The organism is Streptomyces sp. NPDC058683, assembly GCF_042716195.1.
In the GTDB taxonomy this organism is placed as follows: domain Bacteria; phylum Actinomycetota; class Actinomycetes; order Streptomycetales; family Streptomycetaceae; genus Streptomyces.
Genome location: NZ_JBHXSK010000085.1, coordinates 14,595 through 32,083, shown reverse-complemented (window position 1 = coordinate 32,083; position 17,489 = coordinate 14,595). Strand labels below are relative to the sequence as shown.

At 69.6% G+C, this 17,489-nt stretch carries 2 protein-coding genes (1 of these 2 only partly in view); both read right to left on the bottom strand.

Annotation, left to right across the window (positions count from 1 at the left end):
• Positions 1-1,433: condensation domain-containing protein (locus tag ACFWXC_RS50105; protein WP_384490501.1), on the bottom strand; the 1,433-nt coding region annotated here is incomplete at its 3' end.
• Positions 1,430-17,489, bottom strand: the 3' portion of a protein-coding gene (locus ACFWXC_RS50100) for a non-ribosomal peptide synthase/polyketide synthase (protein WP_384490499.1). The gene runs 14,543 nt beyond the window's last position; only the last 16,060 of its 30,603 coding nucleotides appear in the window; its start codon lies beyond the right edge, outside the window; the stop codon is at positions 1,430-1,432. The genes ACFWXC_RS50100 and ACFWXC_RS50105, both read right to left, overlap by 4 nt.

Below are 17,489 nucleotides of genomic sequence, written 5' to 3'. Positions count from 1 at the left end.
GCGAACAACACCGGCCACGACACATCCCCCACCACCACACCCGTGTCATTCCAACCCACCACCACCCGATCCCGCTCAACCTCCGACAGCACCTCAACCCGCCCCACCCGCACCAGCGGGTCCACGGCTACCGCCGACAACACTCGCACCAACCGCTCAGCGATCGACCCGACCGTCCCCGCCTCGAAAAGATCCGCCGAACCGATCACGGACCCCCGCAACCCCACCGGACGACCCGCATCATCAGTGACCTCGCTCAACGTCACTTCTAGATCGAACCGAGACGGCAGTCCGGCTGTCATCGTCCCGTCGGCGGTGAGCATCCCCTCGGCACGCAGGCCGGCAAGTTTGAGGGACGCCTGACCCAAGTGCTGCACGCTGAGCATGACTTGGAACAGCGGGTGGCGAGACAGCGACCGGTCCGGGGCCAGCAGTTCCACAAGCCGTTCGAAGGGCACGTCCTGGTGCTCAAGGGCGGTCAGGCTGGTCTCGCGCACCTGCCCCAACAAGTCGAGGAAGGTCGGGTCACCCGACAGATCAGCGCGGAGCACCAGCGTGTTGACGAAAAAGCCGACGAGATCATGCAATGCGGGATCGGTCCGTCCCGCCACCGCCGTGCCGATCGGAATGTCCTCCCCCGCGCCCAGCCGCGACAAGAGCACCGCCAACGCGGCCTGAACCACCATGAACAGCGTCACGCCCCGCTCACGCGCCAACGCGGCCAGCTGGGCATGCACATCGGCCGGCACATCGAGAGCCACTGTGTGGCCTCGGTGCGATGCCGTCGTCGGGCGCAGGTGGTCCACCGGGAGGACAAGCTCCTGCGGCGCGCCCACCAGCTTGTCCCGCCAGTACGCCACCTGCTGGGCCAGGACGCTTCCCGGCTGCTCCTCACTGCCCAGCAGCTCCCGCTGCCACAGGGTGTAGTCCGCGTACTGGACCGGCAACGGCTCCCAGCCCGGCGCATGCCCCTCACGCCGCGCCGCATACGCCCGGGAGATGTCACGGGCCAACGGCCCCATCGACCAGCCGTCCCCCGCAACGTGATGCACCACCACCACCAGCACATGCACATCCGGACCGGTCTCGACCAGCAGCGCCCGCAGCGGGATCTCCCCCGCCAGATCGAACCCATGCCCCACCTCGGCCGCCACCAGCCCCGCCACCTGCTCCTCGACAGCGTGGGCGACCCGCAGCACCTCACCGACCTCTTCGGGTGCCAGCACCTGCTGGAACGGCTGCCCGTCCCGAGCGGGGAGCACGGTGCGCAGGACCTCGTGCCGGACGACCACGTCCCCGAGTGCCATCCGCAGCGCGTCGATGTCCAGTGCACCGTCCAGCCGCAGCACCACCGGCAGGTTGTAGATCGGGCTCGGTCCCTCCAGTTGCGCCAGGAACCACAAGCGCCGCTGTGCGAACGACAGGGGGATCATCGAGATTCACCTTCTCTACGCATGGGGCGCAGTACCGGTCGATCAGGTTTCCGTTCGGTTCCCAGCCGCGTTGCCAGCGCAGCCGGAGTCGGTGCCTCGAACAGGGCCCGCACTCCTATCTCGACCCCGAGCCGCAACTGGACCTGGGAGACGAGCCGGACGGCCAGCAGTGAGTGCCCGCCCAGGTCGAAGAAGCTGTCGTCCACACCGACCTGCTCCAGGCCGAAGACGTCGGCGAAGACCTCGCAGAGGATCCGCTCCTCCTCTGTGGAGGGTTCACGGGTGGCGCTCGCGGGGCGGGACCCGGGCGCCGGCAGGGCTGACCGGTCGAGCTTTCCGTTCGCCGTCAGGGGCAGTTCGTTCAGTACCACCACGGCTGACGGCACCATGTACTCCGGCAGCCGTCGGCCCGCGAACAGGCGCAGCTCGGTGGGCAGGTGCGTGTCCGCCTCGTCAGGGTCTCCGTTCGGGATGACGTAGGCGACGAGGCGTTGGTCGCCGGTGGCGTCGGTACGAGCGACGACCACGGCCTGGGTTACCCGGGCGTGAGCTGCGAGCACGGTCTCTATCTCGCCGGGTTCGATGCGGAAGCCGCGGATCTTCACCTGGTCGTCCGCCCGCCCCACGAACACCAACTGACCCTCGGCCGTCCAGCGGACCAGATCTCCCGTCCGGTACATCCGCTCACCCGGTGTGCCGAACGGACACGCCACGAACCGCTCCGCCGTCAACCCCGCACGACCCCGATACCCCCGCGCCAACTGATCCCCCGCAAGGAACAACTCCCCCACCACACCCGGCGCCACCGGCCGCAACCACCCATCAAGCACAAACACCCGCGTATTCCACACCGGCACACCAATCGGAACCGGACCCGACCCACCCCCGAACACCCACGCCGTCGAATCCACCGACACCTCCGTCGGCCCATACAAGTTATGCAACTCCGCACCACACACCCGCGCAAACCGCTCCGCCGACACCCCCGACAACGCCTCACCCGAACACACCACCCGCCGCAACGACCCCCACGCCCCCGGAACCCCACCCTCCACAAAGGCATCCAACATCGACGGCACGAAATGAACCGTCGTCACCCCCTCCGCACGAATCACCTCCGACAAATACACCGGATCCCCCTGCCCACCCGGCCGCGCCAGCACCAACCGGGCCCCCGCCAGCAGCGGCGAGAACACCTCCCACACCGAGACGTCAAAACTCACCGACGTCTTCTGCAACACCACATCATCCGACCCCAGCCCAAACCGGTCCTGCATCCACAACAACCGGTTCACAATCCCCACATGCGACACCACCACACCCTTCGGCACCCCCGTCGACCCCGACGTATAGATCACATACGCCGCACCACCAGGCGACACCGAACCGAGCGCCACGGCCGGATCCACCGCCGCCAACTCCGCCACCACAACCGGGTCATCCACACACACCACCGGCACCACGCCGTCCGACGGCAGCACCTGCACCACACCACCAGCCGTCACCACACACACCGGAGCAGCATCCGCCAGCATGAACCCGACCCGGTCCACCGGATACGACGGATCAACCGGCAGATAGGCGCCCCCCGCCTTCAACACCGCCAGCAACGCCACCACCAGATCGACCGACCGCTCCAGCACCACCGCGACGACCGACTCCGCACCCACCCCACGCGCCGCCAACACCCCCGCAAGACGCGACGCACGATCATCCAACTCCGCATACGACAACCGCTCCCCACCACACACCACCGCCACCCCACCCGGAGTCCGCGCCACCTGCGCCACGAACAACTCCGCCAACGTCACCCCCGCCACCACCACACCCGTGTCGTTCCACACCTCCACCACCCGCCGCCACTCCACCCCCGACAACACCTCAACCTCGACCAACGGCATCTCCACCGCACCCTCCAACGCCCCCACCACACCCTCGACCGCAACCTCCAACAACCCACACACCAACTCCGGATCCCCCGGAGCAACAGCATCAGCACTCACCCAGAACCCCGACCCGGAGTCATCGACCGACACCGTCACCGGATAGTTCGTCAGGTCCTCACCCGACAGGACCGTTATCCCTGTCGGTTCGGCGGGCCGGCTTGTCGTCGAACGTGCACGGTCGCTGTGCCGGTAGTTGAACAGGGCAGTGAACAGGGGAGTCGGTGCGGGCACACCACTGGCCTGCTGTGCCACGGCCAAGGGTGTGTGCTCGTGCACCAGCAGACCCGCCAGCTGGGACCTCATCGCCTCCACGGCACCGAGAACGTCCAGTTCCCCGACGTCCACCCGTACCGGCAGGGTGTTCATGAACGGCCCCGGAACCCGCTCGGCGCCCACGCCCGCGTTCATCCGGCCGAGCAGTACCGTCCCGAACACCACGTCCGAGCGCCCGGACAGACTCGCCAGCACCCGCGCCCACGCCACATGGAACAGCGTCGCGGGGCTCGTTCCCAGCACGCGCGCCCGCTCCCGCACCCGCTCTGCCAGACCGTCGTCCATCGCCGACCGCGCCCGCCGCACACCAGTGCCGTCACCGTGGGTGTCGGCCAGGCCGAATGGCAGTGTGGGCTCGGTGACGTCGCCGAGCAGACCGGTGAAGTACTCCTCGTGCTCCTGACGGGTGACGCCGAGCCTGGCCTGGGCGACGAAGTCCCGGAACGGCAGCGGAGCCGGCAACTCATCCCCACGCCCGGCCATGAACGCCGCGACCTCACCCATGACCACGTCCAGTGCCGTGTGGTCCTGGAGCAGATGATGCACCTGCACCAGCGCGAGCCACCGGCCGCTGTCCGGCTCCTGCGCCACATGCACCCGCAGCAACGGCGCCTGACGCACGTCCATCCACGAACCCGCCGCAGCCAACAGCTCAGCCGCCGGACCCCCACCCTCGGACAACACCACCTCGGTCACCGGAACAGCAGCGCGGCGCCGCACCACCTGCACCGGCTCGGGCAGCCCCTCCCACACCAGCCCCGTGCGGTAGATGTCGTGCCGGTCCACCACCCGTTGCAACGCCTCGACGAACGCGTCCAGCCGCTCACGGCCGTCGAAAGCCAACGTCATCGGTACGAGGTACACGTCCGCCTCGCCGGGCTCCGCCAGCAGGTGGTGGAAGAAGATGCCCTCCTGCAACGGGGCCAGCGGATACACATCCGCCACGTTCGCCGCCCCACCCTCCACCGACGCACACACCAACTCCACCTGCGCCGGGGTCAGATCCACCAGCGGCAGCATCTCCGGCGTGATCACCTCCGCACCGTCCGGAATACCGTTCGGCGGCACCTCCACCTCGGCACCCGCCCCCACCACCGCGAGCGCCGCAGGCGTCGGCGACTCGAACAACACCCGCACCGACACGCTCAGTCCGCGCTCACGCAACCGCTGCACCAACGACACCGCCAGCAGCGAATGCCCCCCGAGCTCGAAGAAGTTGTCCTCCACCCCCACCCGCTCCACGCCAAGAACCTCGGCGAACACCTCACACACGATCTCTTCCGACACCGTGGCAGGCCCGCGCCCGCCACCAGTCCCCGCGTACTCGGGCGCCGGAAGCTCCGCCCGGTCCACCTTCCCGTTCACCGACAACGGCAGCGCATCCAGCATGACCACCGCGGACGGGACCATGTACTCCGGCAACCGCAGCGCCACAAAGCCACGAAGGTCCGCAGCAGCAACATCCGCGTCCCCGGGCACCACGTAGGCAATGAGCCGCTTGTCACCGGGCGTGTCCTCGCGTGCAACGACGACCGCCTGAGCCACCCCCGGATGAGCCGCCAAAGCGGCCTCGACCTCGGCGGGCTCGATCCGGAACCCGCGAATCTTCACCTGGTCATCCGCCCGGCCCACGAACACCAGCTGCCCATCAGCCGTCCAACGAGCGAGGTCGCCGGTCCGGTACATCCGCTCACCCGGCGCCCCGAACGGACACGCCACGAACCGCTCCGCCGTCAACCCCGACTGAGCCCAGTAACCGCGGGCCAGCCCAGCACCGGCCACATACAACTCCCCCGCCACCCCCGGCGGAACAGGCAACAAGCCCTGGTCGAGGAGATAGACACAGGTGTTGTCCATCGGCCGACCGATCGGCAACACCGACGCCACCGCCCCGGCATCCACAACAGCATGCTGGGTGGCACACAACGTGATCTCCGTCGGCCCGTACAGATGCCGCACCACCACACCCGGACACGCCTCCACCACCCTCGCCACCGACAACGCCGGCACCACATCCCCACCGGTGAGCACCTCGACCAGCCCCTCGAAGCACCCCGGATCCTCATCCGCCAGCACCCGCAACAACCCCGCCGTCACATGCACACGACTCAACCCGTACGCCTCGACGAGCGAACGGATCGCCCCACCATCCAGCTCACCCGACGGCGCCAGCACCACCGAACCACCACGCCCCAGCGTCACCCACAGCTCAAACACCGACGCGTCGAACGCATACGGCGCATACCCCAGCACCCGCCCCGGCTCGTCACCCCAACGCCGGTCCATCGTCAGCGCCACAACATCCCGCTGAGTGACCACCACCCCCTTCGGCACACCCGTCGACCCAGACGTGTACATCACATACGCCGCACCACCCGGCAACACCGACCTGAGCGCCACGGCCGGATCCACGGCCGCCATCTCCGCCACCACAGCCGGATCATCCACACACACCACCGCAACCGCAGCCTCCGACGGCAGGACGCCCACCACACCACCAGCCGTCACCACACACACCGGAGCCGCATCCCCCAGCATGAACCCGACCCGGTCCACCGGATACGACGGATCAACCGGCAGATACGCAGCCCCCGCCTTCCACACCGCCAGCAACGCCACCACCAGATCAACCGACCGCTCCAACACCACCGCGACGACCGACTCCAACCCCACCCCACGCGCCACCAACACCCCGGCCAGACGCGACGCACGATCATCCAACTCCCCGTACGTCACCTCCTCGTCCCCACACACCACCGCCACCACACCCGGCGCAGCCGCCACCCGCTCCGCGAACAACACCGGCCACGACACATCCCCCACCACCACACCCGTGTCATTCCAACCCACCACCACCTGCTCGCGGTTGGACGGAGGCAGCACCTCAAGCCCGCGCAAGGCCGTCCCGGAGTCGCCTTCCAGTTCCTTGACGAGGTTTTCGATCGCTGTGCGCAGCATCGCGGACACCAGATCCGGATCCCCCGGTGCCACCGCATCGACGGTGATCCCGAAGGCGCTCTTCATGTCATCCACCGACACGGCCAGCGGATAGTTGGTGCGCTCCGTGTCGTGGACCAGTTCCACGCCGGCCAGGTCGTCGTCCGGCCGACCAGCCGCTCGGCGGCCGTGCCGGTAGTTGAACAGGGAGGTGAACAGGGGAGCGGACGTCGGGATGCCGCTGGCCTTCTGCGCGAGCGCCAAGGGGGCGTGCTCATGGACCAGTAGGCCAGCCAATTGGGACTGCATGGCGGTGACCGCGCCGTCCACATCATGAGCGGCAGTGTCGAGCCGTACCGGCAGGGTGTTCATGAACGGGCCGGGGATCCGCTCGGCGCCCACGCCCGCGTTCATCCGGCCCAGCAGTACCGTCCCGAACACCACGTCCGAGCGCCCGGACAGACTCGCCAGCACCCGCGCCCACGCCACATGGAACAGCGTCGCCGGGCTCACCCCCAACTCGCGCGCCCCCTCCCGGACGCGCTGCGTCAGGTCTTCGTCCACCATGACCCGCGCCCGCTTCACACCGGTGCCGTCGCCGCGCGCATCGGCCAGGCCGAACGGCAGCGTCGGCTCCGTGACATCGCCCAGCAGACCCGCGAAGTACTCCTCGTGCTCCGCGCGCGACACCCCCAACCGCGCCTGGGCGACGAAGTCCCGGAACGGCAGCGGCGCCGGCAACTCATCCCCACGACCGGCCATGAACGCCGCGACCTCACCCATGACCACGTCCAGTGCCGTGTGGTCCTGAAGCAGATGATGCACCTGCACCAACGCAAACCACCGGCCGCTCGCCCGGTCCTCCGCCGCATGCACCCGCAACAACGGCGCCTGACGCACGTCCATCCACGAACCCGCCGCAGCCAACAGCTCAGCCGCCGGATCCCCACCCTCGGACAACACCACCTCGGTCACCGGAACCACCGCACGACGCAACACCACCTGCACCGGCTCGGGCAGCCCCTCCCACACCAATCCCGTCCGGTAGATGTCATGCCGGTCCACCACTTGCTGCAGTGCCGACAGAAACGCGTCCAGCCGCTCCCGCGCGTCGAAGGCCACGACCGTGGGTCCCAGGTACACGTCCGCCTCGCCGGGCTCCGCCAGCAGGTGATGGAAGAAGATCCCTTCCTGTAGCGGAGCCAGCGGATACACATCCGCTACGTTCGCCGCGCCGCCCTCCACCGCCGCACACACCAACTCGACCTGCGCGGCCGTCAGATCCACCAGCGGCAACATCTCCGGCGTGATCGCCTCCGCCCCGTCCGGAACACCGTTCGGCGGCACCTCCACCACACCACCACCGTCACCGGCCGCAGCCACCCCCGCCGGCGTCGGCGACTCGAACAACGCCCGCACCGACACGCTCAGTCCGCGCTCACGCAACCGCTGCACCAACGACACCGCCAACAGCGAATGCCCCCCAAGCTCAAAGAAGTTGTCCTCCACCCCCACCCGCTCCACACCGAGAACCTCGGCAAACACCCCACACACCAGCTCCTCAGCCACCGTGACAGGACCCCGCCCACCACCGGCCACCGCATACTCGGGCGCCGGAAGCTCCGCCCGGTCAAGCTTCCCGTTCACCGTCAACGGCAGCCCCTCCAGCACCACCACCGCCGACGGAACCATGTACTCCGGCAACCGCCCAGCAGCGAACGCTCGCAGTTCCTCCCCCGCCCGGCTTCCGTCGACCGGAACAACGTAGGCGACCAACCGCACATCGCCGGGCGCGTCCTCTCGAACCACCGCCAGTGCCTGGGCCACGCCAGGATGTGCCGCCAGAACGGCTTCGACCTCGCCCAGCTCGATCCGGAATCCCCGCACCTTCACCTGGTCATCGACACGCCCGACGAACACCAGCTGGCCGTCGGAGGTCCAGCGGGCCAGGTCCCCTGTGCGGTACATCCGCTCGCCGGACTCCCCGAACGGACACGCCACAAAGCGCTCCGCGGTCAGCCCCGGGCGATCGTGATATCCCCGAGCCAGCTGAACGCCCGCCACATAGAGCTCACCCGCCACACCGGGCGGCACGGGCTGCAGGAACCTGTCCAGCACATACGCCCGGGTGGTCGCGAACGGGCGGCCGATCGGAACCGGCCCCCTGCCCGTCTCACCAGCACCGACCGGGTAGTGCGCGGAGCCGACCGTGCCCTCGGTGGGGCCGTAGTGATTCACCACCGCCACGCCCGGGCACCGGTCACGCCACCGCCGCACCTGCCCCCAGCCGAGCGCCTCCCCGCCCACCATCAACTGCTTGGTCGGCACACACTGCTCCGGCAGCTCCTCCAGGACCGGCAGATGGCTCGGTGTCACCTTGAGGAAGGCCAGACGCCGGTCGCCCAACAGCGCGGGCAGCCCCTCGTCCAGCGCACCCACAAACACGCATCCACCACTGGCCAGCCCCCCGAACAGACCCGTCACACCCAGGTCGAACGACACCGGCGCGTGCAACAGGCTGCTCTCGCTCGCTGCCGGATACGCCCGCAGGCACCACGCCACGTAACCGGCCAGCGCCCCGTGCGACACCACCACGCCCTTCGGGCGCCCGGTCGACCCCGACGTGTAGATCACATACGCCGCGTTCCCCGCCGCCGGCCGCGCTGCCACCGGTTCCGCCGTCGCCTCGACGACGCGCGGGTCATCCACACATACGACCGGGACACCTGGGTGCGGTGGAAGCCCTTCGGCCAGATCACGGGCCGTCACCACACAGACGGGCCGACAGTCACCCAGCATGAACGCGATTCGCTCGTCCGGATACGACGGATCGATCGGCAGATAGGCACCGCCCGCCTTCCACACCGCCAGCAGCGCCACCACCAGATCAGCCGACCGCTCCAGCAGCACCGCCGCGACCGACTCCGCCCCGACTCCACGGGACGCCAACACGCCCGCCAGGCGCGACGCCCGTTCGTCCAACTCCGCGTAGCTGAGCTCGCCGTCCGCGGCCACAACGGCGATCGCGCCCGGAGTCCGCGCCACCTGTGCCTCGAAAAGCTCCGGTACGACGGTCGACGCATCGACCACACCGGAGTCGTTCCAGGCAACCAGCGCCCGCTGTCGCTCATCGGCCAACAGCACGTCGATCTCGCTCACCCGGAGCTGCACATCGTCCGCCACCGCTGCCAGGACTCGCGCATACCGCTGAACGAACGCCTCGACGCTCGCTCGGTCGAAGAGATCCGCCGACCCGGTCAACGATCCACGCAGGCCACCGGGGTGACCATCTACGGTGGCCTCGCTCAGGCTCACGCTCAGGTCGAACCGTGACGCCATCGGCCCCGCCGGGGCCGACGTGGCCTGCAGACCGTTCAGGTCGAGTGTGGGCGTCGTGTTGTTCTGCAGGGTGAGCATGACCTGGAAGAGCGGGTGCCGGGCCATCGACCGGTCCGGGGCCAGCAGCTCCACCAACCGCTCGAACGGCACGTCCTGTCGCTCCAGCGCCGCGAGACTCGTTTCCCGCACTCGCTCCAGCAGACCGGCGAACGTCGGATCTCCCGTCAAATCAGTCCGGATGACCAGCGTGTTGACGAAAAACCCGACGAGGTCGTCCAGCGCCTGGTCGGTCCGCCCGGCCACCGCCGTACCGACGGGTATGTCCTCTCCCGCGCCCAGCCGCGACAACAGCACCGCCAGTCCGGCCTGGAGCACCATGAACAAGGTCACACCCTGCTCACGTGCCAGCGCCTCCAGCCGGGCGTGCACCTCGGCGGGCACCTCCAGCGCCACCGCATGACCCTGGTGCGACGCCACCGCCGGACGCGGCCGGTCCACCGGCAGAGCGAGTTCCTGCGGCGTGCCCGCCAACGCCTCCCGCCAGTACGTCACCTGCTGGGCCAGGACGCTTCCCGGCTGCTCCTCACTGCCCAGCAGCTCCCGCTGCCACAGGGTGTAGTCCGCGTACTGGACCGGCAACGGCTCCCAGCCCGGCGCATGCCCCTCACGCCGCGCCGCATACGCCCGGGAGACATCGCGGGCCAACGGCCCCATCGACCAGCCGTCCCCCGCAACGTGATGCACCACCACCACCAGCACATGCACATCCGGACCGGTCTCGACCAGCAGCGCCCGCAGCGGGATCTCCCCCGCCAGATCGAACCCATGCCCCACCTCGGCCGCCACCAGCCCCGCCACCTGCTCCTCGGCTGCGTGGGCGACCCGCAGCACCTCGCCCACCTCTCCGGGCGTCAGCACCCGCTGGAACGGCTCCCCGTTCACCACCAGGAAGACAGTGCGCAGCACCTCATGCCGCGCCACCACATCCACCAGGGCCGCACCCAGCGCACCGACATCCACCTGGCCGTCCAGCCGCAGCACCAGCGGCATGTTGTACGTCGGACTCGGCCCCTCCAACTGCGCCAGGAACCACAACCGCCGCTGCCCGAACGACAACGGCACCCGCTCAGAACGCTCCGCCTGCCGTACCAGACCGACCCGCGCCGACCCCGCACCACCGACCCGCGCCACCAAGCCCGCCGGCGTCGGCGACTCGAACAACGCACGCACACTCAACTCGACACCGAACAACAACCGCACACGCGACACCAAACGCATCGCCAGCAGGGAGTGACCACCCAGCTCGAAGAAGCTGTCCTCCACACCCACCCGCTCCACACCAAGCACATCGGCAAACGCCCCGCACATAAGTTCCTCAACCACACTCGCGGGCACACCAGCACGATCGGCCCCCGCATACTCGGGCGCGGGCAGCGCGACCCGGTCCACCTTCCCGTTCACCGACAACGGCAGCACATCCAGCACCACCACCGCCGACGGCACCATGTACTCCGGCAACCGCAACCCCACAAAAACGCGAAGGTCCGCAGCAGCAACATCCGCGTCATCGGGCACCACATACGCAATGAGCCGCTTGTCACCGGGCGTGTCCTCGCGAACAACGACGACCGCCTGGGCTACGTCGGAGTGGGCGGCCAGAGCTGCCTCGACTTCGGCGGGCTCGATCCGGAAGCCGCGGATCTTCACCTGCTCGTCCGCCCGGCCCACGAACACCAGCTGCCCATCAGCCGTCCACCGCGCGAGGTCGCCGGTCCGGTACATCCGCTCACCCGGACCCCCAAACGGACACGCCACGAACCGCTCCGCCGTCAACCCCGACTGGCCCCGGTAACCGCGGGCCAGCCCAGCCCCGGCCACATACAACTCCCCCGCCACCCCCGGCGGAACAGGCAACAAGCCCTGGTCGAGGAGATAGACACGGGTGTTGTCCATCGGCCGGCCGATCGGCAACACCGACGGAACCCCCTCGCCACCCCCCGTGACGTACTGCGTCGCACACAACGTGATCTCCGTCGGCCCGTACAGATGCCGCACCACCACACCCGGACACGCCTCCACCACCCTCGCCACCGACAACGCCGGCACCACATCCCCACCGGTGAGCACCTCCACCAGCCCCGCAAAACACCCCGGATCCTCATCCGCCAGCACCCGCAACAACCCCGCCGTCACATGCACACGACTCAACCCGTACGCCCCGACGAGCGACCGGATCGCCCCACCATCCAGCTCACCCGACGGCGCCAGCACCACCGACCCACCACGCCCCAACGTCACCCACAGCTCAAACACCGACGCATCAAAGGCATACGGCGCAAACCCCAACACCCGCCCCAGCTCGTCACCCCAACACCCGTCCACCGTCAACGCCACAACATCCCGCTGAGTGACCACCACCCCCTTCGGCGCACCCGTCGACCCCGACGTGTACATCACATACGCCGCACCACCCGGCAGCACCGACTCCGGCACCACCGCCGGATCCACCGCCGCCATCTCCGCCACGACAGACGGGTCGTCCACACACACCACCGCAACCGCAGCCTCCGGCGGCAGGACGCCCGCCACCCCACCGGCCGTCACCACACACACCGGAGCCGCATCCGCCAGCATGAACCCGACCCGGTCCATCGGATACGACGGATCGATCGGAAGGTAGGCAGCCCCCGCCTTCCACACCGCCAGCAACGCCACCACCAGATCAACCGAACGCTCCAACACCACCCCCACCACCGACTCCAACCCCACCCCACGCCCCACCAAAACCCCGGCCAGACGCGACGCACGATCATCCAACTCCCCGTACGTCACCTCCTCCCCGCCACACACCACCGCCACCACACCCGGCGCAGCCGCCACCCGCTCCGCGAACAACACCGGCCACGACACATCCCCCACCACCACACCCGTGTCATTCCAACCCACCACCACCCGATCCCGCTCAACCTCCGACAGCACCTCAACCCGCCCCACCCGCACCAGCGGGTCCACGGCTACCGCCGACAACACCCGCACCAACCGCTCAGCGATCGACCCGACCGTCCCCGCCTCGAAAAGATCCGCCGAACCGATCACGGACCCCCGCAACCCCACCGGACGACCCGCATCATCAGTGACCTCGCTCAACGTCACTTCCAGGTCGAACTTTGCCGCCGCCAGTCCGCTCTGCAGCTGCTGCACGCTCAGTCCCGGCACGTCCAGCATGGCCGGACCGGCGTTCTGGAGGGTGAGCATGACCTGGAAGAGCGGGTGCTGGGCCAGGGAGCGGTTCGGGGCCAGGATCTCGACGAGTCGCTCGAACGGCACGTCCTGGTGGTCGAGGGCCGTCAGGCTGGTCTCCCGCACCCGCTCCAGCACGTCGGCGAAGGTCGGGTCGCCGGTCAGATCAGTGCGCAGGACCAGCGTGTTGACGAAGAAGCCGACCAGGTCGTCCAGTGCCTGGTCGGTCCGGCCGGCCACTGCCGTGCCGATCGGGATGTCCTCCCCCGCGCCCAGCCGCGACAACAGCACTGCCAACGCGGCTTGGACCACCATGAACAGCGTCACGCCCCGCTCACGCGCCAACCCGGCCAGCTGAGCGTGCACATCGGCCGGCACGTCGAGCGCCGTCACGTGCCCGTGGTGCGACGCCACCGCCGGACGTGCTCGGTCCACCGGCAGGACGAGTTCCTGCGGCGCGCCCGCCAACGCCTCCCGCCAGTAGGCCACCTGGGCGGCCAGCACGCTCTCCGGGTCGTCCTCGTCACCGAGCAACTCCCGCTGCCACAGCGCGTAGTCCGCGTACTGGACCGGCAACGGCTCCCAGGCGGGCCGGCGTTCCTTGCGCCGGGCCTCGTAAGCGAGGGAGAGGTCGCGGGCGAGCGGGCCCATCGACCAGCCGTCCCCGGCTATGTGATGTATGACCACGACCAGGAGTCGGGTGTCGGTGTCCGTCTCGATCAACAGCGCGCGGAGCGGGATCTCAGCGGCCAGATCGAAGACGTAGCGGACCTCGGCCGCCACCAGCGCCGCGACCTGTTCCCCGGCGGCAGGCGTGACGCGGAGTACCTCACCCGCTTCGGCAGGGTCCACGACCTGCTGGTACGGCTCTTCCTCTGCGGTTCGGAAGACCGTGCGGAGCACTTCGTGCCGGGTGATCACGTCCCCGAGTGCCGCTCGCAGCGCGTCGGTGTCCAGCGCCCCGTCCAGGCGCAGCACGATGGGCATGTTGTAGGTGGGGCTCGGGCCTTCCAGTTGCGTCAGGAACCACAACCGGCGCTGGGCGAACGACAACGGCAGCCGTTCGGGCCGTTCCCAGCGGGTCAGGCCGGTCCGTGCCGGAGCGGCGTCCGTGATCCGTGCCGCCAGTCTGGCGGGGGTGGGGACCTCGAACAGCAGCCAGACGCCCGCTTCGACGCCCAGCCTGGTCCGGATCCGGTTCACGAGCCGGGTGACCAGCAGGGAGTGTCCGCCGAGTGCGAAGAAGTCGTCGTCGGGGCCGACGTGTTCCACGCCCAGGACGTCGGCGAAGATCTCGCACAGGATGCGTTCCTGTTCGGTGGCGGGCTCGCGGTTCTCGCTGTCGGTCCGGTACTCGGGGGCGGGCAGGGCGTTCCGGTCCACCTTCCCGTTGGCGGTCAGGGGCAGCTCGGTCAGTCCGACCACGGCGGCGGGCACCATGTGGTCCGGGAGGTGCTCGCCGGTGAAGGCGCGCAGTTCGCCCGGCAGGTCAGCGTGCTCGCCCTGGTCGCCGTCGGGGACGACGTAGGCGATGAGACGCTTGTCTCCGGGGGTGTCCTCGCGGGCGATCACCACGGCCTGGGCGACCTTCGGATGGGTTGCCAGGACGGTTTCGACCTCACCGGGCTCGACGCGGAAGCCGCGGATCTTGACCTGGTCGTCCGCCCGTCCGGCGAAGACGAGCTGGCCGTCGTGGGTCCAGCGGGCGAGGTCGCCGGTGCGGTACATCCGCTCGCCGGGCGTCCCGAAGGGGCAGGCGGTGAAGCGTTCGGCCGTCGTGCCGGGCCGGCCGTGGTAGCCGCGGGCGAGTCCGGCCCCGGCCACGTACACCTCGCCCGTCACACCGGGCGGTACGGGCGCGAGGCCGTCGTCGAGGAGGTAGATCCGGGTGTCGTCCATCGGCCGGCCGAGTGGCAGGACCTCGCGGAGGGCTCCGGCTTCCGTGACGACGTGCTGAGTGGCGCACAGTGTCGTCTCGGTCGGCCCGTAGAGGTGTCGTACCGCGACTCCGGGGCAGGCCGCGAGGACGGCGGCGACGGCCGCGGGCGGTACCACGTCCCCGCCGGTCAGAACTTCCCGCAGGCCGGTGAAGCAGCCGGGGTCCTCTTCGGCCAGGACCCGCATCAGTCCTGCCGTCACATGCACGTGGGTGAGTCCGTGGTCTTCGGTCAGCGAGCGCAGTACGCGCCCGTCCACGTCGCCGGCCGGGGCCAGGACCACGGTGCCGCCACCGGTGAGCGGCACCCACAGCTCGTAGACCGAGGCGTCGAACGCGTACGGCGCGTGACCCAGCACGCGGGCCGGTCTGCCCCAGCACCGGTCGGAGACCAGCTCGACCAGGTCACGCTGGGAGACCACGACGCCCTTCGGGGTGCCGGTCGACCCGGACGTGTACATCACGTACGCGGTCAGGTCCGCCGGCCATCCGGCGGGCAGGTCCGCGGTGTCCTCGGTGTCGCCGGCCTCCGGCGGAACGATCGCTGTTCCGGTGGCGGTGGCGGCCTGTCCGAACGTGCCGTCGGCCGCGGCCGGGTCCGCCACGGCGACGCGGGCACCGCAGTCGTCGAGGACCGCGGTCGTCCGGGCTGCCGGCCAGCCGGGATCCACCGGAAGGAGTGCTCCGCCGGCCTTCCATACCGCCAGTACGGCCACCACGAGTTCGATGGAGCGGTCCATGGCGACGGCCACCGCGGTCTCGGGGCCCACTCCGCGGCGGGTGAGGGCTCGGGCGAGCCGGTTCGCCCGCGCGTTCAGCTCCGCGTAGGTGACGCTCTGCTCCCGGCACACCACCGCCACGGCGTTCGGTGTGCGGGCCGCCTGCTGTCCGAACAGTGCGGGCAGTGAGGTGGGGGCGGCGGCGGTGTTCCAGCCGTCGAGAATCTGCTGTCGTTCGGCATCGGTGAGGATGTCGATCTGCCGGAGCCGTGCCTGCGGCTTGGCGGCGACGCCGGTCAGTACTCGGACGAACCGTCGGCCGATCGTGTCGGCGGTCGCGTGGTCGAACATGTCGGCCGCGACCGTCAGTGAACCGCGCAGGCCGGCGGGGCGGTCGTCGTCGAACGTCTCGGTGACGGTGATGCTGAGGTCGAACTTGGCGGGCTTGGCCTCGGGCGGCAGGGTCTCCGTCCGGATGCCGGGGACTTCGGTCCTTTCCGGGGTGTCCTTCTCCACCGCGAGCATGACCTGGAAGAGCGGATGGCGGGCCCGCATCCTGGTCGGGGCGAGTACCTCGACGAGCCGGTCGAACGGCACGTCCTGGTGGTCGAGGGCCGCCAGGCCGTACTCGCGTACCCGGGTCAGCAGTTCGGTGAAGGCCGGGTTGCCGGTGAGGTCGGTGCGCAGCACGAGGGTGTTGACGAAGAATCCGGCCACCCGGTCCAGCGCCTGGTCGGTGCGTCCGGCCACGGCGGTGCCGATGGGGATGTCCTCGCCCGCACCCAGCCGGGACAGCAGGGCTGCCAGACCGGCCTGCACCACCATGAACGAGGTGACACCGTGTTCGCGGGCCAGTGCCGCCAGTTGCTCGTGGACGGCACGGGGGATGTCGAAGGTGACCGTGTGTCCCCGGTGCGACGGTACGGCGGGCCGCGGCCGGTCCCTGGGCAGGGTCAGCTCCTGCGGGACGCCGGCCAGGGCCTGCCGCCAGTAGTCGATCTGGGCGGCCTGGAGGGTTCCCGGGGTGTCCTCGGCGCCGAGCAGTTCGCGTTGCCACAGGGTGTAGTCGGCGTACTGCACCGGCAGCGGCTCCCACTGCGGTTCCCGGCCTTCGCGGCGCGCTGCGTACGCGGTGGACAGGTCCTCGGTGAGCAGGTCCATCGACCAGCCGTCACCGGCGACATGGTGGATGACCACGACCAGGACACCCGTGTCGGGGCCGGTTTCGACGAGCAGTGCCCGCAGGGGTGTCTCGTCGGAGAAGTCGAAGCCGTGCCGGAGTTCGGCGGTGACCAGAGCGGCGGTCTGTGCTTCGGTGGTGGCCTCGGCGACCCGCAGCACCTGTCCGATCCGGTCCGGCTCCAGTACTCGCTGCCAGGGCTCCCCGTCGCTGACGGGGAACACGGTGCGCAGCACCTCGTGCCGGGTGACGAGGTCGTCGAGCGCCGCTCCCAGCGCGGCGGTGTCGATCCGTCCTGTCAGCCGGAGCACCACCGGCAGGTTGTAGGTCGGGCTCGGGCCTTCCAGCTGGGTGAGGAACCACAACCGGCGCTGTGCGTACGACAGCGGCATCCGCTCGGGCCGCTCCTGGCGCACCATGCTCGCCCGGGCCGGTCCGGCACCCGCGATCCGCGCCGCCAGACCGGCCGGAGTGGGCGTCTCGAAC